Below are 17,780 nucleotides of genomic sequence, written 5' to 3'. Positions count from 1 at the left end.
GAGCGGCGGCTCGCGCCGCTCCCGGTCGGGGGGTGCCTGCGGGTGCGTGGGGGCTTGGCGCGCAGTTCCCCGCGCCCCTCAGGCGGTCACCGGAACGTCGGTCGGACCATACGGGCCCGGCGTCGCGCGATTCTGCCCTGCGGGTACGTGAGGGCTGGGCGCGCAGTTCCCCGCGCCCCTTGGGGCGTCACGGGGAACGTGCGTCAGACTGCCAGGGCCTGGGCCCTGCGCTTCACCTCCGTGCCGCGGTTCTCCGCGAGGGCCTGCGCGGGGGTGCCCGGCAGGCTGGGGTCGGGGGTGAAGAGCCACTCCAGCATCTCTTCGACCGTGAAGCCGTCGTCCCGCAGGAGCGTCAGGGTCCCGGTCAGGCCCTTGACGACCTTGTCCCCGTCGATGAAGGCGGCGGGGACGTGCAGCGCACGGTTCTCACCGCGGCGCACGGCGATGAGCTGGCCCTCCTTGACCAGCTGCCGGACGCGCGTCACCTCGACGCCGAACTTCTCGGCGATGTCGGGGAGGGTGAGCCAGGCGGGGACGAGAGCATCGATCTTTGCGTCAATCTCGGTCACGGGACAAGCCTGCCACCTGCCACCGACAGTCGGAAGTCAGCCCCGTCCCGGCGCGTGGGCGAGTCGGTCAGACCGTCGCCGACTTCAGCGGCCGCGCCGGGTCCGCCACCCGCTCCGGGTCCACCGCGGCGCCCGACCCGATCAGCCGCCGCCCCTGCGCCAGGTCGCGGGGCCGTCCCACCGCGAGCAGCGCGACCAGCCGGTCCCCGCGCAGCCAGCACACGCTCCACGCCGGGTCGGCCGGGTCGCCGCGCCACACCGTGCGGTCGGCGTCCGCGTGGTGCCCGGCGTACTGCACGAACCGCCCGAACTGCTCGGACCAGAAGTACGGCACCGGGTCGTACACCTCGCGGCCCCCGCCGACGATGTTCGCGGCGACGGTGCGCGGCCCCTGGAGGGCGTTGTCCCAGTGGTGGACGAGGAGCCGCTCGCCGTAGCGGGCCGACGGGAAGGACGCGCAGTCGCCGACGGCGTACACGTCGGGCAGGGAGGCCGCCAGGTGCGCGTCGGCGAGGACTTCGCCGTGCGTGCCGAGGGCGATCCCGGACCCGGCCAGCCAGGCGGTGGCGGGGCGGGCGCCGATGCCGACGACGACCGCGCCGGCGGGCAGCCGGGTGCCGTCGTCGAGGAGCACGGCGCCGGGCTCGACGCGCGCCACGCGCGCGTGGGTGCGCAAGCCGACGCCGGCCTGCGCGTACCAGGCGGTCATCGGCGCGGCCACCTCCGCGGGCAGCACGCCCGCCAGCGGCCGTTCCTCGGCCTCCACGACGGTGACCGCGCAGCCCGCCTCCCGGGCGGCCGTGGCGAACTCCGCGCCGATCCAGCCCGCGCCGACGACCACGATGTCGTGCCGGCCGGCGAGCACCGGCCGCAGCCGTTCGGCGTCGTCCAGGGTGCGCAGCAGGTGCACGCCGGGCACGCCCTCCGCGCCGGGCAGCCGCAGCGGTTCGGCCCCGGTGGCGATGACCAGCACGTCGTACGGGACGGGCCCGGCCTCGGTGTCCAGCTCGTGGTCGCCGGGGCGCAGGCCGGTCACCTCGCAGCCCAGCCGCAGCTCGATCCCGAGCTCCTCGAAGTCCACCTCGAAGGCGGAGCTCTCGGCGGTGCCCAGCAGCACCGCCTTGGACAACGGCGGCCGGTCGTACGGCTGGTGGGGTTCCGCGCCGATCAGCGTCACCTCGCCGGTGAAGCCCCGCTCCCGCAGCGCCGCAGCGGTCTGCACGCCCGCCATGCCCGCGCCCGCCACCACGACCCGGCGCGGCGCGGCCCCTCCCGGTTCCTGCGTCTGCTCGCTCACCCGCTCACCATAGACACCCGTGCCCGCCGCGCCGGACCGCGGCCGCGCGGGGTCCCTTACGGCTGCGGCGCGGCGCGGGCTAGGGTGGCCCGCGTACACGCACTCGCGGGAGCCCGGGCGCACCGGGCTGAGAGGGAGGCTGGCGGCCTCCGACCGTACGAACCTGATCCGGGTCATGCCGGCGAAGGGAGGGGCTGGACGCCCATGTCGCCCACGCGTACCGCAGACGTCCTCGTCGTCGGGGGCGGGATCATCGGTCTGGTGACGGCCTGGCGGGCCGCGCAGGCCGGTCTCGCCACGACGGTCGTGGACCCCGATCCGGGCGGGGGCGCCGCCCGGGTGGCGGCCGGGATGCTGGCCGCCGTCACCGAGCTGCACCACGGCGAGCAGACGCTGCTCGGCCTCAACCTGGCCTCGGCCCGCCGCTACCCCGACTTCGCGGCCGAGCTGTCCGACCTCACCGGCCAGGACCTCGGCTACCGCCGCTGCGGCACCCTCGCCGTGGCGCTGGACGCCGACGACCGCGCCCACCTGCGGGAGCTGCACGCCCTGCACGAGCGTTCCGGACTGGACTCGCAGTGGCTGACCGGGCGGGAGTGCCGGCGCCTGGAGCCGATGCTGGCGCCGGGTGTGCGGGGCGGGCTGCGGGTGGACGGCGACCACCAGATCGACCCGCGTCGGCTGGCGTCCGCGCTGCTCACCGCCTGCGAGCGGGCCGGCGTCATCCTGCACCGCGCCTGGGCCGAGCGGCTCGTCGTCACCGGCGACCGCGCGACCGGCGTGGTCACGGCGGACGGCGGCGAGCTGGGCGCGGGCCAGGTGGTGCTGGCGGGCGGCAGCTGGAGCGGGCGGCTGGTGGGCGTGCCCGCGGAGGTGCTGCCTCCGGTGCGTCCGGTGAAGGGGCAGGTGCTGCGGCTGACCATGCCGGACCGTCCCGAGCCGTTCCTGAGCCGCACGGTGCGGGCGGTGGTGCGCGGCAGCCACGTCTACCTGGTGCCGCGCGAGAGCGGCGAGCTGGTGATCGGCGCGACCAGCGAGGAGATGGGCTGGGACACCACGGTCACCGCGGGCGGCGTCTACGAGCTGCTGCGCGACGCCCACGACCTGGTGCCCGGCCTCACCGAGCTGCCGCTCACCGAGACGCTCGCGGGACTGCGCCCCGGCTCCCCCGACAACGCGCCCCTGCTCGGCCCGACCCGCCTCGACGGGCTGCTGCTGGCCACCGGGCACCACCGCAACGGCGTGCTGCTGACGCCCGTCACCGGCGACGCCATGGCGCGGGTGCTGACCACCGGCGAGCTGCCCGACGAGGCCCTTCCGTTCACCCCCCGGCGCTTCGGCGCCCCCGTCCTCGCGGAGCAGTCCGTATGAACGCCCCGGTCACCACGGTCACCGTCACCGTCAACGGCGAGAGCCGTCAGGTCCCGCCCGGCACGGCCCTCGACCTCGTCGTCAGGTCGCTCACCGCGGCGCCCTCCGGAGTGGCGGCCGCCCTCAACGAAACCGTCGTCCCGCGCGCGCAGTGGCCCGCCACCCCCCTGTCCGAAGGGGACCGGGTGGAGGTCCTCACCGCCGTCCAAGGAGGCTGACCATGGCCGACGATCCCCTCGTCCTCGGCGGGCGGACCTACACGTCCCGGCTGATCATGGGCACCGGCGGGGCGCCGAGCCTCGACGTGCTGGAGCGGGCGCTGGTGGCGTCCGGCACGGAGCTGACGACCGTCGCGATGCGGCGGGTGGACCCCTCGGTGCAGGGGTCGGTGCTGTCGGTGCTGCGGAAGCTGGGCGTGGAGGTGCTGCCGAACACGGCCGGCTGCTTCACCGCCGGGGAGGCCGTGCTCACCGCGCGGCTGGCCCGGGAGGCGCTGGGCACGGATCTGGTGAAGCTGGAGGTCGTGGCGGACGAGCGCACCCTGCTGCCGGACCCGGTGGAGCTGCTGGACGCGGCGGAGACGCTGGTCGACGACGGGTTCACGGTGCTGCCGTACACCAACGACGACCCGGTGCTGGCGCGGAAGCTGGAGGACGTGGGGTGCGCGGCGGTGATGCCGCTGGGCTCGCCGATCGGCTCCGGCCTCGGCATCCGCAACCCGCACAACTTCGAGCTGATCGTGGAGCGCGCGGGCGTGCCGGTGATCCTCGACGCGGGGGCCGGCACGGCGTCGGACGCGGCGCTGGCCATGGAGCTGGGGTGCGCGGGCGTGATGCTGGCGTCCGCGGTGACGCGCGCGCAGGAGCCGGTGCTGATGGCGTCCGCGATGCGGAACGCGGTGGAGGCGGGCCGGCTCGCACGGCGGGCCGGGCGCATCCCCCGGCGCCACTTCGCGCGGGCGTCCTCGCCGGCCGAGGGCCGGGCGGAGCTGGACCCGGAACGGCCCGCGTTCTGAGGCGCCCGGCAGCCCGGCGTCGGCCTCGATTCGGACGCGGTCGGGTAACACAGGTCACAGGTCCGCTCCAACGGCGGTTGAACGGGCCGGGGCTGTCCTCACGGACTCGTAGACTCGCTGCGTGGACACGACCCTTCAGGACCCGCTGGTCGGGCAGGTGCTCGACGGCCGTTACCGCGTCGAGGCGCGGATCGCCGTCGGCGGGATGGCCACGGTCTACCGGGCCCTGGACACCCGCCTCGACCGGATCCTCGCGCTCAAGGTGATGCACCCCTCGCTGGCCACCGACGCCGGTTTCGTGGAGCGCTTCATCCGCGAGGCCAAGTCCGTCGCCCGGCTGGCCCATCCGAACGTCGTCCAGGTCTTCGACCAGGGCACCGACGCGGGGTACGTCTACCTGGCGATGGAGTACATCCCGGGCTGCACGCTGCGAGACGTGCTGCGGGAGCGCGGGGCGCTGCAGGCGCGGGCCGCGCTGGACATCCTGGAGCCGGTGCTGGCCGCGCTGGGCGCCGCCCACCGCGCGGGGTTCGTGCACCGCGACATGAAGCCGGAGAACGTGCTGATCGGGGACGACGGCCGGGTCAAGGTCGCCGACTTCGGCCTGGTCCGCTCGGTGGACACGGTCACCAACAGCACGGGCACGGTGCTGGGCACCGTCTCCTACCTGGCCCCGGAACAGATAGAGCACGGCACCGCCGACCCCCGCGTCGACGTGTACGCCTGCGGCATCCTGCTCTACGAGATGCTGACCGGCGAGAAGCCGCACGACGGCGACTCCCCCGCGATCGTCCTCTACAAGCATCTGCACGACGACGTGCCGCCGCCCTCCGCGGTGGTGCCCGGTCTGGCGCCGGCGCTGGACGCGCTGGTCGGGGCGGCGACCGCGCGCGACGCCGAGGTCCGCCCGGCCGACGCGGTGGCGCTGTTCGCCCTGACCCGCGAGTCGCGCGGCCGGCTCACCGACGAGCAGCTCGACGCGATGCCCCCGCAGGCGCTGTCCGCGGAGCACGACAACGCCGGCGACCGCACCAGCGTCATCCCGCGCTCCCTCACCGTGCCGCGTCCCCTTCCCGTGAACGAGGACGACGACGGCGCGGTCGACCGCACCAGCCGCTTCCGTTCCCCTCCCCCGCTGCCGCCCCGGCGCCGCACGGCGCTGCACCGCGGACCGGCGGCGATCGTCGTGGCCGTGCTGCTGGTGCTCGGCCTGGGCGCCGGCATCTGGTACATCAACTCCGGGCAGTTCACCAAGGTCCCGCCGGTGCTGTCGAAGACCGAGCAGGAGGCCCGCGACCGGCTCGCCGAGGCCGGACTGGACGTCGGCGAGGTCACGGAGGAGTACAGCGACACCGTCGAGCGCGGCAAGGTGATCAGCACCGACCCGGCGGCGGGCGCCCGCGTCCGCGGCAGCGCCTCGGTGTCCCTGGCCGTGTCCAAGGGCCCGCAGACCGTGCGGGTGCCCGACCTGGACGGCTACCGCCTGGACAAGGCCCGGTCCCTGCTGGAGGACGAGGGTCTGAAGCCGGGCATGGTGACCCGGGAGTTCAGCGACTCCGTGCCCAGGGACGCGGTGATCTCCACCGAGCCGGGCAAGGGCACCAAGGTCCGCGCGGACACCGCGGTGAAGCTGACGGTGAGCAAGGGCAGCCCCGTGGACGTGCCCGACGTCACCGGCGACGACCCGGAGGACGCGCGCGCCGAGCTGGAGGAGGCCGGGCTCAAGGTGGAGATCGCCGACGGGCGGGTCCACTCGGAGCACGACGCGGGCCAGGTGGCCCGGCAGACCCCGGGCGCCGGCGGTGAGGCCGCCGAGGGCGACACGGTCACCCTCACCCTGTCCAAGGGCCCGGAGATGGTCGAGGTGCCGGACGTCGTCGGCGACAGCGTGGACGAGGCCCGGGAGAAGCTGGAGGGCGCCGGGTTCGGGGTGAAGGAGGACCGCGGCCTGCTGGGCCTGTTCGGCGACACCGTCAAGGACCAGTCGGTGGACGGCGGCGAGACCGCGCCCAAGGGCTCGACGATCACCCTCAAGATCAGGTGACGGAGGGGGCCGTCCGGGTGACGCGCGCGGCCGTGACACCCTTGACGGGTGAAGAGTCACCCGTCCGGCCCCGCCCGCAACCCGATCGGCAGTCACGTGCCCGTGGCCGGGGGCCTGCATTCCGTCGGCCTGCCCTACGCCCGTGACCTGGGGGCCGAGACCGTGCAGGTCTTCGTCGCCAACCCGCGCGGCTGGGCCACCCCCGCCGGCAACCCGCTCCAGGACGAGGCGTTCCGCGCGGCCTGCGCCGAGGCGTCGGTCCCGGCGTACGTGCACGCCCCGTACCTGATCAACTTCGGGTCCCACACCCCGGCGACCGTGGAGCGGTCGGTGGAGTCCCTGCGGCACTCGCTGCGCCGCGGCCGGGAGATCGGCGCGCTGGGCGTGGTGGTGCACACCGGCAGCGCGACGGGCGGACGCGAGCGCGCGGTGGCACTGGCGCAGGTACGGGAGCACATGCTGCCGCTGCTGGACGAGCTGACCCGCGACGACGACCCGTACCTGTTGCTGGAGCCGACCGCCGGACAGGGCGCCTCGCTGTGCTCCCTGGTCGAGGACCTGGGCCCGTACTTCGAGCGGTTGGACGCCCATCCGAAGCTGGGCGTCTGCCTGGACACCTGCCATGTCTTCGCGGCCGGCCACGACCTGGCCGCGCCCGGCGGCGCGCACCGCACCCTGGACGAGCTGGCCGCGACCGTCGGCACGGGACGGCTGAGGCTGATCCACGCCAACGACTCCAAGGACGTCGTCGGCGCGCACAAGGACCGGCACGCCAACATCGGCGCGGGACACGTCGGCGAGGACCCGTTCCGGGACCTCATGACGCACCCGGAGACCGCGGGCGTACCGCTGGTGATCGAGACGCCCGGCGGCAAGGAGGGGCACGCGGCGGACGTGGAGCGGCTGAAGAAGCTCCGCGACGGCTGAGAGCCGGCGGGGTGGGTCAGAGCTCGGGGCCGTCCCCGGGCTCCTCCTGGTAGGAGTAGCGCTGCTCCCGCCAGGGGTCGCCGACGTTGTGGTAGCCGCGCTCCTCCCAGAAGCCACGGCGGTCGGCGGTCATGTACTCCACCCCGCGGACCCATTTCGGGCCCTTCCACGCGTACAGGTGCGGCACGATCAGGCGCAGCGGGAAGCCGTGCTCGGCGGTGAGCAGCTCACCGTCCTTGTGGGTGGCGAAGAGGGTGCGGTCGGACGTGAAGTCCTCGAGCCGCAGGTTGGAGCTGAATCCGTACTCGGCCCACACCATCACATGGGTGACGTCCGGTGCGGGCGGGGCGATCTCCACGACCGTGCGCGCCGGGATCCCGCCCCACTCGGCGCCGACCATGCTGAACTTGGTCACGCAGTGCAGGTCGGCCTCGACGGTGGTGTACGGCAGCGCCGTGAACTCCTCGTGGGTCCAGCAGTGCTTCTCGCCGTCGGCGGTGGCGCCGAAGACCCGGAACTCCCAGCGCTCCGGGCGGAACCTGGGGACGGGCCCGTAGTGGGTGACCGGCCAGCCCTTCTGGAGCCGCTGTCCCGGCGGGAGCTGGAGATCCGCCGCTCCTCGTGTCGCGCGCTCCCCCGATTCGCGTTCCGCCGGCTGACCCATGTCTCCATCCTGACAGACCGGGGGCCATGCTCCTGAACCGGGCCGCGCACATTCGGTCATTCATGGCCAGAACGGGCCAAGTATGGGATTACTTACTAAGTCGAGACTTACTGGACGATCTTTCATACCGGTGCAATCATGCGCCCCGACCCGCACATTTCCCCCCACGCGGAAGGAGCCCGCGCCATGCAGGGCGATCCCGAGGTCATCGAGTTCCTCAACGAGCAGCTGACCGCCGAGCTGACGGCGATCAACCAGTACTTCCTGCACTCCAAGCTCCAGGACCACAAGGGCTGGTACAAGCTCGCCAAGTACACCCGCGACGAGTCCTTCGACGAGATGCGTCACGCCGAGCTGCTCACCGACCGGATCCTCCTGCTGGACGGCCTGCCGAACTACCAGCGGCTGTTCCACGTCCGCGTCGGGCAGACCGTCACCGAGATGTTCCAGGCCGACCGCGAGATCGAGCTCGAGGCGATCGACCGGCTCCGCCGCGGCGTCGAGGTCATGCGCAACAAGAACGACATCACCTCGGCCAACATCTTCGAGGCCATCCTGGCCGACGAGGAGCACCACATCGACTACCTGGACACCCAGCTGGAGCTGATCGACAAACTGGGCGAGGCGCTGTACCTGTCGACGGTGATCGAGCAGACCCAGCCGGACCCCTCGGGCCCCGGGACGCACGGGTTCAAGACGCCCTGACGGCGTCGGGGAACCGCCTAGGCGGCTTCCGGGACCTCCGTCGCGACCTCTGCCACGAGCGGCTGCCCGCCCTCGTCGATGAGCTGCCGCCGGGGGCAGGCGCCGCGGCCGAGCAGCGCCTGGATGCGCCGGACGCAGCCGCCGCAGTCCGTGCCCGCCTTGCAGGCGGAGGCGATCTGCCGGGGGGTACAGGCACCGGCTTCCGCGTGGCTCTTCACCTGTTCCTCGGTCACGCCGAAGCAGCTGCAGACGAACACGCGGGTCACCTCCCGACGAGGACTGGGGTCGTGCCGTACCGACCCTCCGTCGGTGAGGCAAACCTAACCTTACCTGCGCCCTTCGAGGGCGGAAAAGGGGGGTGGGGCGTGATCCCGTGTGAGACACGCCCCACCCCCGACTGCTGTCAGCCGGCCCGGCCGGTCACTGGTCCCGGTACATCTCCGCGACCAGGAACGCCAGGTCGAGCGACTGGCTGCGGTTCAGCCGCGGGTCGCACGCCGTCTCGTAGCGCTGGTGCAGATCGTCGACGAAGATCTCGTCGCCGCCGCCCACGCACTCGGTGACGTCGTCACCCGTGAGCTCCACATGGATGCCGCCCGGGTGGGTGCCCAGCTCCTTGTGGACCTCGAAGAAGCCCTTCACCTCGTCGAGCACGTCGTCGAAGCGGCGGGTCTTGTGCCCGGAGGCGGCCTCGAAGGTGTTGCCGTGCATCGGGTCCGTCACCCACGCCACGGTCGCGCCGGACGCGGTCACCTTCTCCACCAGCTCGGGGAGCTTGTCGCGGATCTTGTCCGCGCCCATCCGCACGATGAACGTCAGCCGGCCGGGCTCCCGGTCCGGGTCGAGGCGGTCGATGTACTGCAGCGCCTCCTCGGCCGTCGTGGTCGGGCCGAGCTTGATGCCGATCGGGTTGCGGATCCGCGAGGCGAACTCCACGTGCGCGTGGTCCAGCTGCCGGGTGCGCTCGCCGATCCACACCATGTGCCCGGAGACGTCGTACAGCTGGCCCGTGCGGGAGTCCACGCGGGTGAGCGCCGACTCGTAGTCGAGCAGCAGCGCCTCGTGCGACGAGAAGAACTCGACGGTCTTGAACTCCTCCGGCTCGGCGCCGCACGCCTGCATGAAGTTCAGCGCCTGGTCGATCTCCCGCGCCAGCTGCTCGTAGCGCTGACCGGACGGCGACGACTTCACGAAGTCCTGGTTCCAGGCGTGGACCTGGCGCAGGTCGGCGTAACCGCCGGTGGTGAAGGCGCGCACCAGGTTCAGCGTGGACGCCGACGCGTGGTACATCCGCTTCAGCCGCTCGGGGTCCGGGATCCGGGCCTCTTCGGTGAACTCGAAGCCGTTGACCGAGTCGCCCCGGTACGTCGGCAGCGTCACGCCGTCACGGGTCTCGGTCGGCTTGGAGCGCGGCTTGGAGTACTGCCCGGCGATCCGCCCGACCTTCACCACGGGCACGGAGGCCGCGTAGGTGAGGACGGCGCCCATCTGGAGCAGCGTCTTGAGCTTGTTGCGGATGTGGTCGGCGGACACGGCGTCGAAGGCCTCGGCGCAGTCGCCGCCCTGGAGGAGGAACGCCTCTCCCTTGGCGACGGACGCCATCCGGGCGCGCAGCTGGTCGCACTCGCCCGCGAAGACGAGCGGCGGATACGACTCGAGGTCCGCGATCACTGCGCGCAGAGCCTCGGGGTCGGGGTACTCGGGCTGCTGCGCCGCGGGCAGGTCTCGCCAGGTGTTGCCAGCGCTCGCGCTGGTCTTAGCGTTCACGGTCACGCAACCCACATTACGGGGTCGGAACGGTCGTCCATCCCGACGCCCACCAAATGAGACACGGTCCGCACCGGTGCGCGATGCGCTAAGGTCGGGGCCATGTTCGCGCACTCGACCCGCACCTGGTGGTGGACCGCTCATCCGGCGGCCCACTGACTGCGCGTACGCACCGACTTCGCGAAGGCCGCCCGAGGGGCGGCCTTCCGTGTTTTCCGGGGCCGTTCCTCACCGCTCACGACAGCGACGAAACGAGGAACGCCCCATGGACCTGGCACGGCTCCCGCACGACGACCGCCCCTTCGCCCTGCTGCGCCGCCGCACCCCCGGCCACGACCACGACACGGTGGAGCTGCTGATCGGCCCGGTCACCTCCCACGACCGTCTGGCCGACCTGCCCGACGAGGGCCTCGCGCTGGTGCCGTTCCGGCAGATCAGCGAGCGCGGCTTCGACGTCCGCGACGACGGCACCCCGCTGCTGGTGCTGACCCCCGAGGAGCGCCACGAGATCCCGCTCGCCGAGGCCCTGGCGGCGCTCCCGGCGCACGACGTGCGGGTCGAGGGCGACGGCTTCGACGTCGGCGACGAGGAGTACGCGCGGATCGTCGGCCGGGTCCTCGACGAGGAGATCGGCCGGGGCGAGGGCGCCAACTTCGTGATCCGCAGAACGTACGAGGGCGGGATCCCCGGGTTCGGGCGGGCCGACGCGCTGGCGCTGTTCCGGCGGCTGCTGGAGGGCGAGCGGGGCGCGTACTGGACGTTCGTCGTCCACACCGGCGACCGGACGCTGGTCGGCGCGAGCCCCGAGGTGCACGTGCGCGCGTCCGGCGGGACCGTCGTGATGAACCCCATCAGCGGCACGTACCGCTACCCCGACGCGGGCCCCACCCCCGAGCACCTGCTCCGCTTCCTCGCCGACGGCAAGGAGATCGAGGAGCTGTCGATGGTCGTCGACGAGGAGCTCAAGATGATGTGCACGGTCGGCGACATGGGCGGCGTGGTGATCGGTCCCCGGCTGAAGGAGATGGCGCACCTCGCGCACACCGAGTACGAGCTGCGCGGCCGCTCCTCGCTGGACGTGCGCGAGGTGCTGCGGGAGACGATGTTCGCGGCGACCGTCACCGGCTCGCCGGTGCAGAACGCCTGCCGGGTGATCGAACGGCACGAGGCCGGCGGGCGCGGCTACTACGCGGGCGCGCTGGCCCTGATCGGCCGCGACGAGGGCGGCGCCCAGACGCTGGACTCCCCCATCCTGATCCGCACCGCCGACATCGACGCCGCCGGACGGCTGCGGGTGCCGGTCGGGGCGACCCTGGTACGCGGCTCGGACCCGGCGGGCGAGGTCGCGGAGACCCACGCCAAGGCCGCGGGCGTGCTGGCCGCGCTGGGCGTGCGCCCCGGACGGCCGCGCGCGGAGGCGGTGCGGCCGGGGCTCGCGGAGGACCCGCGGGTGCGGGCCGCGCTGGACGGGCGCCGCGCCTCGCTCGCGCCGTTCTGGCTGCGGATGCAGGAGCGGTCCGACGCGCTCACCGGGCACGCGCTGGTCGTGGACGCGGAGGACACCTTCACCGCGATGCTCGCCCATGTGCTGCGGGCGGCCGGACTCGACGTCACCGTGCGCCGCTACGACGAGCCCGGACTGCGGGAGGCGGCGCTGGCGCACGAAGGCCCGCTGGTGCTGGGCCCGGGTCCCGGCGACCCCTCGGACACGGCCGATCCGAAGATGCGGTTCCTGCGCGGGCTGACCGCCGAGGTGATCGCCGGAAACCGGCACGGTGTGCTCGGCGTCTGCCTCGGGCACGAGCTGATCGCGGCCGAGCTGGGCCTGGACATCGTCCGCAAGGAGGTGCCGTACCAGGGGGCGCAGACGGAGATCGAGCTGTTCGGACGGCCGGAGACGGTCGGCTTCTACAACAGCTTCGTGGCGCACTGCGACGACGAGGCCGCGCGGGAGCTGGCGGCGCACGGCGTCGAGGTGAGCCGCGCGGCGAACGGCGAGGTGCACGCGGTGCGGGGCCCCGGTTTCGCGGGCGTCCAGTTCCACCCCGAGTCGGTGCTCAGCCTCGACGGCACGGCCGTGGTGCGGGAGCTGATGGGTCAGCTGCGCGGCACCAGCACGTTCTCGGAGCGGCGGCCGGCGGTGTAGTCGAGGACGTTGTCGACCGTCGTCGCGACGATCTGGGTGACGGCGTCCACGGTGTAGTACGCCTGGTGGGACGTGACCAGGACGTTGGGGAAGGTGACGAGGCGGGCCAGGGTGTCGTCGTCGACGGCCTCCAGGGACTTGTCGAGGAAGAACAGGCCCGCCTCCGCCTCGTACACGTCCAGGCCGACGCCGGTGAAGCGGCCGGCGCGCAGTTCGTCGACGAGGGCGGCGGTGTCGACGAGGCCGCCCCGGCTGGAGTTCACCAGGATCGCGTCGTCCCGCATGGACTTCAGGGCGGTCGCGTCGATGAGGTGCCGGGTGCTGGGCAGCAGCGGGACGTGCAGGCTGACCAGGTCGGACTCGGCGAGCAGCTGCTCCTTCGGGACGTAGGTCATGCCGAGCTCGCGGCAGGCCGGGTTCTCGGCGACGTCCCAGCCGAGCAGCCGCATGCCGAAGCCGTGCGCGATCCGGGCGAACGCCTCGCCGATCTTCCCGGTGCCGAGCACACCGGCGGTGCGGCCGTGGAGGTCGCGGCCCATCAGCCCGTCGAGGCGGAAGTCGAAGTCGCGGGTGCGGGTGGAGGCGCGGACGATGCGGCGGTTGACCGCCATGGCGAGCGTCCAGGCGAACTCGGCGACCGAGTACGGGGAGTAGGAGGAGACGCGGGCGACGGTGATGCCGAGGCGTTCGGCGACGTCCAGGTCGACGTTGTTGAAGCCGGTGGAACGCTGGGCGACCATCCGGGTGCCGCCGGCGGCGAGGTCCGACAGGACGTCGGCGCCGAGGTCGCAGTTGACGCTGGTGGAGATGATCTCGTGGCCGGCGGCGATGGGGGCGGTGTCGGTGTTGAGGAAGACGTCGAGGGTGCGGGTGGGGTGGTGGTCGGCGAAGGCCCGCTCGATGAGGGGCTTCTCGTCCGCCTGTACGCCGAAGGCGAGGATCTCCACGGGCCCCTCCGGGGGTTTGTCCGGTGTGCTTCCCTGCGGTGAGCTTACGGGGCCGTGGGCGAACTCGACGTGGGCCGAAGGGCCCTGGGTGTCGGCGCGGGGCGGGGGCGTACGCAGCCCGGCGCTCACGGGGTGCCGCCGCGCCCACCCTCCCCCACTCTCGGCTTCGCTCGAGCGGGAGGTACCCCCATCGCCCCAAGCGGCACGACTGCCCGCGGCTGGGGCGGCGAGAGCGCCCCTCAGGGGCGCGGGGAACTGCGCGACCAGCCACCGACGGGCCGCACCCGGGCGTCAGCCGAAGAAGACGCCCACCTCCTCGTAGAGGGACGGCGGGACCGTCTTCAGGCGGGCCGTCGCGTTGGCGATCGGGACGCGGACGATGTCCGTGCCCTGGAGCGCGACCATCGTGCCGAAGTCCCCGTCGCGGACGCAGTCGATCGCGTGGAGGCCGAAGCGGGTGGCGAGCCACCGGTCGTAGGCGCTGGGCGTACCGCCGCGCTGGACGTGACCCAGGACCGTGGTCCGGGCCTCCTTCCCCGTGCGTTTCTCGATCTGCTTGGCGAGCCACTCACCCACCCCGGACAGCCGGACGTGTCCGAACGCGTCCAGGGACTGGTCCTTGAGCACCATGTCGCCGTCCCGCGGCACCGCCCCCTCCGCGACGACCACGATCGGCGCGTACGAGGCGCGGAACCGTGAGGTCACCCACGCGCACACCTGGTCGACGTCGAAGGGGTGCTCGGGGATGAGGATGACGTTGGCGCCGCCGGCCAGGCCCGAGTGGAGTGCGATCCAGCCGGAGTGGCGGCCCATCACCTCGACGACCAGCACCCGCATGTGGGACTCGGCGGTGGTGTGCAGCCGGTCGATGGCCTCGGTGGCGATGCCGACGGCGGTGTCGAAGCCGAAGGTGTAGTCGGTGGCGGACAGGTCGTTGTCGATGGTCTTCGGCACGCCCACGCAGGGGACGCCGTACTCGTCGGCGAGACGGGTGGCGACGCCGAGGGTGTCCTCGCCGCCGATGGTGACGAGCGCGTCCACGCCGAGCGCGGCGAGGTTGTCCTTGATTCTGCGGATGCCGTCCTGCTGGTTGAGCGGGTTGGTCCGTGAGGAGCCGAGGACGGTGCCGCCGCGGGGCAGGATGCCGCGCACGGCGGGGATGTCGAGGGGGACGGTGACGCCGTCGAGAGGACCGCGCCAGCCGTCCCGGAACCCGGTGAACTCGTAGCCGTACTCCTGTACGCCCTTGCGGACGACGGCCCGGATGACGGCGTTGAGCCCGGGGCAGTCGCCGCCTCCGGTCAGTACTCCGACCCGCATGGAAGTGTCCCTTCGCCATGGTCGACGGAATGCCGTTCGTTCCCACCTGGCACGGTAAGGGTGACCGGGGTCACATCGACATGGCCGGGACGGTAAATACCGGGAAGCGTCCGGGTGTTGGGACGGGGAGGGACCGGACTACTCGTCGTCGAGGCCGCGCTCGATGGCGTACCGGACGAGTTCCACGCGGTTGTGGAGCTGGAGTTTGCCGAGGGTGTTCTGGACGTGGTTCTGCACGGTGCGGTGCGAGATGACGAGGCGTTCGGCGATCTGCTTGTAGCTCAGGCCCTTGGCGACCAGGCGCAGCACCTCGGTTTCGCGCTCGGTGAGCCGGGGCGCCTTCTGCTCCTCGCCGCCGCCGGCGCCGGCGGGCGCGGCCGGTTCGGAGGCCAGGCGGCGGTACTCGCCGAGGACCAGTCCGGCGAGGCCCGGGGTGAACACGGGGTCGCCGTCGGCGGTGCGGCGCACGGCGTCGCGCAGTTCCTCGGTGGAGGCGGACTTGAGCAGGTAGCCGGTGGCGCCGGACTTCACGGCCTCGAGGACGTCGGCGTGCTCGCCGCTCGCGGAGAGCACCAGCACCCGGACGGACGGGTCGGCGGCGACGACCTCCTTGCACACCTGCACGCCGGGCTTGCCGGGCAGGTTGAGGTCGAGGACCAGGACGCCGGGCGCGGCGGCCTTGGCGCGGCGCACCGCCTGGTCGCCGTCGCCGGCCGTGGCGACGACCTCGAAGCCGGACTCGGAGAGGTCGCGCGCGACGGCGTCACGCCACATCGGGTGGTCGTCGACCACCATCACCCTGATCGGTGTCGTCCCGGTCATCGCTGTTCCGCCTTCCCCCGCGGGTCGTTCGTCTGCTGGTGATGCTTCGGCACCCGGAGTTCGACCTCCGTGCCCTGTCCCGGCACGGAGATCACGTCGGCGCTGCCGCCGAGGTCGCGCAGCCGGCCCCGGATGGACTGGGCCACGCCGAGCCGCCCCTCCCCCTCGGCCTGGGCGAGCCGTCCCTCCGGGACGCCGGGGCCGTCGTCGCGGACGGTGACGATCACCTCGTCCGGTTCGTCCTCGACCAGGATCCAGGCCCGCGCCTGCTCCCCGGCGTGCCGGCGGACGTTGTCCAGGGCGGCGCCGACGGCGGCGGCCACCTCGCGCGCGGCCCGCGGGGCGAGCGGCACGGGCGCGCCGGGTTCGGCGAGGCTGACCCGGGACCCGGCATGCGGGGCGAGCAGGGACCGCAGGTCCACCGGCCCGTCGTCGTCCGGCTCGTCCTCCTCCACGCTCCGGACGACGGCGCCCTGGGCGGCGTCCTCGGAGGCGCGGGAGACGGGGACCAGGCCGCCGGAGACCAGGGTGCGCAGCGCCACCTCCTGCTCGCCGGCCATCCGGCCCAGCTCGGCCGCCTCGCCGCCGATGACGGCGCCGCGCCGCTGCACCATCGCCAGGACTTGGAGGACGCTGTCGTGGATGTCCCGGGCGAGGCGCTCCCGCTCCCGGGTGGCGGCCTCGATCTCCAGGGCGCGGGCGAGGGTGCGCTCGGAGGCGCGGGCCACCTCGACGACGTACCCGATGGCGATGGACGCGACCCAGACGAGGACGACGTTGTGCACCGTGTCGCGGGCGGGGGTGCCGCGCTCGACCAGGTTCGCGACGGCGACCAGGGTGGAGGCGAGGGCGGCCCACCGCCAGCCGCCCTTGACCGCGAAGGCGAGCACGGAGCCGGCGGTCCAGATGGAGGGCAGGGTGGGCCCGCCGTCGTGGACGCGCTGGGCGGCGTCGGCGAGCGGGGTGATCAGGATGCCGGTGAGCGCGACGGCGAGGTCGGCGGCGAGGAACGGCTTGGTGCAGGCGGCGGCGCTCGCGACCTTGGGCAGGGTGGCGAGGGTCCACACGCCGAGGACGGCGAAGTAGGCGATCGCGAGCCAAGGACGGGCGAACCCGTCGTGGGCGGCGGCGAACAGCCCGATCGCGTAGATCATGGTCAGGACGCGGTAGCCGGCGAGCGCGCGCCACAGCGGCTGCTCGACCGACATGCGCATGACTCTGTCGCGCTGGGCCATGTCCCCCACTCCCCCCGGTGCGTGCCCGGCCCGGCTACGGCTCGGACGGTCCCCCGGTCTGTCCCCGGTCCGTCTGCTCCATGGCCGCCCTGACCTTCTCCGCCTGCTCCTTGTCGGCCCGGGCGACGGCGGCCCTGGCGGCCTTCTCCGCTTCCCGCTCGGCCTTCTCGGCTTCCTTCTCGGCCTTGGCCGCCTCGGCGAGCTGCCGCTTCATGGCGGTGGCGTACATGTCGACGTACTCCTGGCCGGACAGCTTCATGATCTCGTACATGACCTCGTCCGTCACCGCGCGGAGCACGAAGCGGTCGTGCTCCATGCCCTGGTAGCGGGTGAAGTCGAGGGGCTTGCCGATCCGGATGCCCGGGCGCATCAGCTTGGGCATGACCTGCCCGGGGGGCTGGATCTTCTCCGTGTCGATCATGGCGACCGGGACGACGGGCGCCCCGGTGGCCAGCGCCACACGCGCCAGGCCGCCCGGCTTGCCGCGGTAGAGGCGGCCGTCGGGCGAGCGGGTGCCCTCGGGGTAGATCCCGAACAGCTCACCGCGCTCCAGCACCTCTATGCCGCTCTTGATCGCCGCCTCGCCGGCGCCGCGCGCCCCGGAGCGGTCCACGGGGAGCTGGCCGACGCCCTTGAAGAAGGCCGCCGTCATCCTGCCCTTGACGCCCGGAGTGGTGAAGTACTCCGCCTTCGCGATGAAGGTGACCTTGCGGTCGAGCACCGCGGGGAGGAAGAAGGAGTCCGAGAACGACAGGTGGTTGCTGGCCAGAATGGCGGGGCCCTCGGCCGGGATGTTCTCCAGGCCCTCCACCCAGGGCCTGAAGGCGAGCTTCAGCGGCCCTCCGATGGCGACCTTCATCGTGCCGTACAACAACCGAGTGCCTCCCGTGCGTGTTGGTCAGACCATATCCCGGAGCGGCGCCGAAGGCCCCGACGGCCCTGGTCGGTGTC

Annotated in this window: 18 protein-coding genes and 1 riboswitch; of the genes, 8 read left to right on the top strand and 10 right to left on the bottom strand. The window is 73.0% G+C overall.

The features are described from left to right. Positions 1-203: 203 nt before the first annotated feature. A complete protein-coding gene (locus ACQZOG_RS08100; RefSeq protein WP_033272981.1) occupies positions 204-569 on the bottom strand; it encodes an Rv2175c family DNA-binding protein in 366 nt (121 codons plus the stop codon). 67 nt (positions 570-636) lie between these two features. Further along, the gene (locus ACQZOG_RS08095) at positions 637-1,866 is read right to left on the bottom strand and encodes an NAD(P)/FAD-dependent oxidoreductase (RefSeq protein ID WP_261674893.1); all 1,230 of its coding nucleotides are present in this window, start codon (positions 1,864-1,866) and stop codon (positions 637-639) included. A gap of 95 nt (positions 1,867-1,961) precedes the next feature. Beyond that, positions 1,962-2,073, top strand: a riboswitch (TPP riboswitch). Here ACQZOG_RS08095 and thiO point away from each other — a divergent pair. The 5 genes from thiO (at position 2,071) to ACQZOG_RS08070 (ending at position 7,223) form a co-directional block, all read left to right on the top strand. Next, positions 2,071-3,237, top strand: a complete 1,167-nt coding sequence (gene thiO, locus ACQZOG_RS08090) for a glycine oxidase ThiO (RefSeq protein ID WP_033272979.1) — start codon at positions 2,071-2,073, stop codon at positions 3,235-3,237. It overlaps the preceding riboswitch by 3 nt. Beyond that, positions 3,234-3,455, top strand: a complete 222-nt coding sequence (gene thiS, locus ACQZOG_RS08085) for a sulfur carrier protein ThiS (RefSeq protein WP_037639112.1) — start codon at positions 3,234-3,236, stop codon at positions 3,453-3,455. Before thiO ends, thiS begins: the two co-directional genes overlap by 4 nt. Positions 3,456-3,457: 2 nt before the next feature. Next, a complete protein-coding gene (locus ACQZOG_RS08080) occupies positions 3,458-4,252 on the top strand; it encodes a thiazole synthase (protein WP_033272977.1) in 795 nt (264 codons plus the stop codon). A 121-nt stretch (positions 4,253-4,373) separates the two neighbouring features. After that, positions 4,374-6,296: a Stk1 family PASTA domain-containing Ser/Thr kinase gene (pknB, locus tag ACQZOG_RS08075; protein WP_193454759.1), complete on the top strand. Its 1,923-nt coding sequence runs from the start codon at positions 4,374-4,376 to the stop codon at positions 6,294-6,296. A gap of 48 nt (positions 6,297-6,344) precedes the next feature. After that, positions 6,345-7,223, top strand: coding sequence for a deoxyribonuclease IV (locus tag ACQZOG_RS08070; RefSeq protein WP_359671150.1), 879 nt, complete (start codon positions 6,345-6,347; stop codon positions 7,221-7,223). Positions 7,224-7,239: 16 nt separating this feature from the next. On the opposite strand, the gene ACQZOG_RS08065 is transcribed toward ACQZOG_RS08070, so the two are convergent. Then, positions 7,240-7,887: a sulfite oxidase-like oxidoreductase gene (locus ACQZOG_RS08065; RefSeq protein ID WP_430741409.1), complete on the bottom strand. Its 648-nt coding sequence runs from the start codon at positions 7,885-7,887 to the stop codon at positions 7,240-7,242. A 186-nt stretch (positions 7,888-8,073) separates the two neighbouring features. On the opposite strand from ACQZOG_RS08065, the gene bfr reads away from it, so the two are divergent. Then, complete coding sequence (gene bfr / locus ACQZOG_RS08060; RefSeq protein WP_019521978.1) at positions 8,074-8,592, top strand: bacterioferritin; 519 nt, start codon at positions 8,074-8,076, stop codon at positions 8,590-8,592. 17 nt (positions 8,593-8,609) lie between these two features. On the opposite strand, the gene ACQZOG_RS08055 is transcribed toward bfr, so the two are convergent. Together ACQZOG_RS08055 and ACQZOG_RS08050 are read right to left on the bottom strand one after the other, a co-directional pair. Further along, on the bottom strand, positions 8,610-8,849 hold the full coding sequence (locus tag ACQZOG_RS08055; protein WP_037643743.1) for a (2Fe-2S)-binding protein: 240 nt from the start codon (positions 8,847-8,849) through the stop codon (positions 8,610-8,612). A 163-nt stretch (positions 8,850-9,012) separates the two neighbouring features. Then, entirely contained in the window at positions 9,013-10,365 is a 1,353-nt protein-coding gene (locus ACQZOG_RS08050) for a class II 3-deoxy-7-phosphoheptulonate synthase (protein WP_033272972.1), read from the bottom strand. A 96-nt stretch (positions 10,366-10,461) separates the two neighbouring features. Here ACQZOG_RS08050 and ACQZOG_RS08045 point away from each other — a divergent pair, with 96 nt between their 5' ends. Both ACQZOG_RS08045 and ACQZOG_RS08040 read left to right on the top strand, forming a co-directional pair. Beyond that, positions 10,462-10,518, top strand: coding sequence for a trp operon leader peptide (locus tag ACQZOG_RS08045; protein ID WP_078493144.1), 57 nt, complete (start codon positions 10,462-10,464; stop codon positions 10,516-10,518). A 106-nt stretch (positions 10,519-10,624) separates the two neighbouring features. Next, positions 10,625-12,505: an anthranilate synthase family protein gene (locus ACQZOG_RS08040; RefSeq protein WP_430741408.1), complete on the top strand. Its 1,881-nt coding sequence runs from the start codon at positions 10,625-10,627 to the stop codon at positions 12,503-12,505. On the opposite strand, the gene ACQZOG_RS08035 is transcribed toward ACQZOG_RS08040, so the two are convergent. From ACQZOG_RS08035 to ACQZOG_RS08015, 5 genes are all read right to left on the bottom strand, one after another. Further along, complete coding sequence (locus ACQZOG_RS08035) at positions 12,457-13,452, bottom strand: 2-hydroxyacid dehydrogenase (protein ID WP_033272970.1); 996 nt, start codon at positions 13,450-13,452, stop codon at positions 12,457-12,459. The two genes, ACQZOG_RS08040 and ACQZOG_RS08035, sit on opposite strands and share 49 nt — an antisense overlap. 291 nt (positions 13,453-13,743) lie before the next feature. Continuing rightward, complete coding sequence (locus tag ACQZOG_RS08030) at positions 13,744-14,772, bottom strand: 6-phosphofructokinase (protein WP_430741407.1); 1,029 nt, start codon at positions 14,770-14,772, stop codon at positions 13,744-13,746. Positions 14,773-14,910: 138 nt separating this feature from the next. Further along, positions 14,911-15,594, bottom strand: coding sequence for a response regulator (locus ACQZOG_RS08025; protein WP_033272968.1), 684 nt, complete (start codon positions 15,592-15,594; stop codon positions 14,911-14,913). Continuing rightward, positions 15,591-16,829, bottom strand: a complete 1,239-nt coding sequence (gene macS / locus ACQZOG_RS08020; RefSeq protein ID WP_033272967.1) for a MacS family sensor histidine kinase — start codon at positions 16,827-16,829, stop codon at positions 15,591-15,593. Before macS ends, ACQZOG_RS08025 begins: the two co-directional genes overlap by 4 nt. Before the next feature lie 34 nt (positions 16,830-16,863). Beyond that, positions 16,864-17,688 carry a lysophospholipid acyltransferase family protein gene (locus ACQZOG_RS08015; protein WP_033273161.1) on the bottom strand — a complete coding sequence of 275 codons (825 nt, stop codon included), beginning with the start codon at positions 17,686-17,688 and terminating at the stop codon, positions 16,864-16,866. Positions 17,689-17,780 lie beyond the last annotated feature (92 nt).

This window comes from Streptomyces sp. P13-3-3, from assembly GCF_050571355.1.
Classification (GTDB): Bacteria; Actinomycetota; Actinomycetes; order Streptomycetales; family Streptomycetaceae; genus Streptomyces; species Streptomyces althioticus.
Note: the sequence above shows the minus strand (reverse complement) of the source record. Positions and strands in the feature narration are given on the sequence as shown.

Bases quoted from the DNA above. Each gene is read 5' to 3' on its own strand.
- bfr (WP_019521978.1), top strand. From the start codon at position 8,074: ATGCAGGGCGATCCCGAGGTCATCGAGTTCCTCAACGAGCAGCTGACC.
- thiS (WP_037639112.1), top strand. From the start codon at position 3,234: ATGAACGCCCCGGTCACCACGGTCACCGTCACCGTCAACGGCGAGAGC.
- ACQZOG_RS08025 (WP_033272968.1), bottom strand. From the start codon at position 15,594: ATGACCGGGACGACACCGATCAGGGTGATGGTGGTCGACGACCACCCG.
- ACQZOG_RS08030 (WP_430741407.1), bottom strand. From the start codon at position 14,772: ATGCGGGTCGGAGTACTGACCGGAGGCGGCGACTGCCCCGGGCTCAAC.
- macS (WP_033272967.1), bottom strand. From the start codon at position 16,829: ATGGCCCAGCGCGACAGAGTCATGCGCATGTCGGTCGAGCAGCCGCTG.
- ACQZOG_RS08015 (WP_033273161.1), bottom strand. From the start codon at position 17,688: ATGAAGGTCGCCATCGGAGGGCCGCTGAAGCTCGCCTTCAGGCCCTGG.
- ACQZOG_RS08080 (WP_033272977.1), top strand. From the start codon at position 3,458: ATGGCCGACGATCCCCTCGTCCTCGGCGGGCGGACCTACACGTCCCGG.
- ACQZOG_RS08065 (WP_430741409.1), bottom strand. From the start codon at position 7,887: ATGGGTCAGCCGGCGGAACGCGAATCGGGGGAGCGCGCGACACGAGGA.
- thiO (WP_033272979.1), top strand. From the start codon at position 2,071: ATGTCGCCCACGCGTACCGCAGACGTCCTCGTCGTCGGGGGCGGGATC.
- ACQZOG_RS08040 (WP_430741408.1), top strand. From the start codon at position 10,625: ATGGACCTGGCACGGCTCCCGCACGACGACCGCCCCTTCGCCCTGCTG.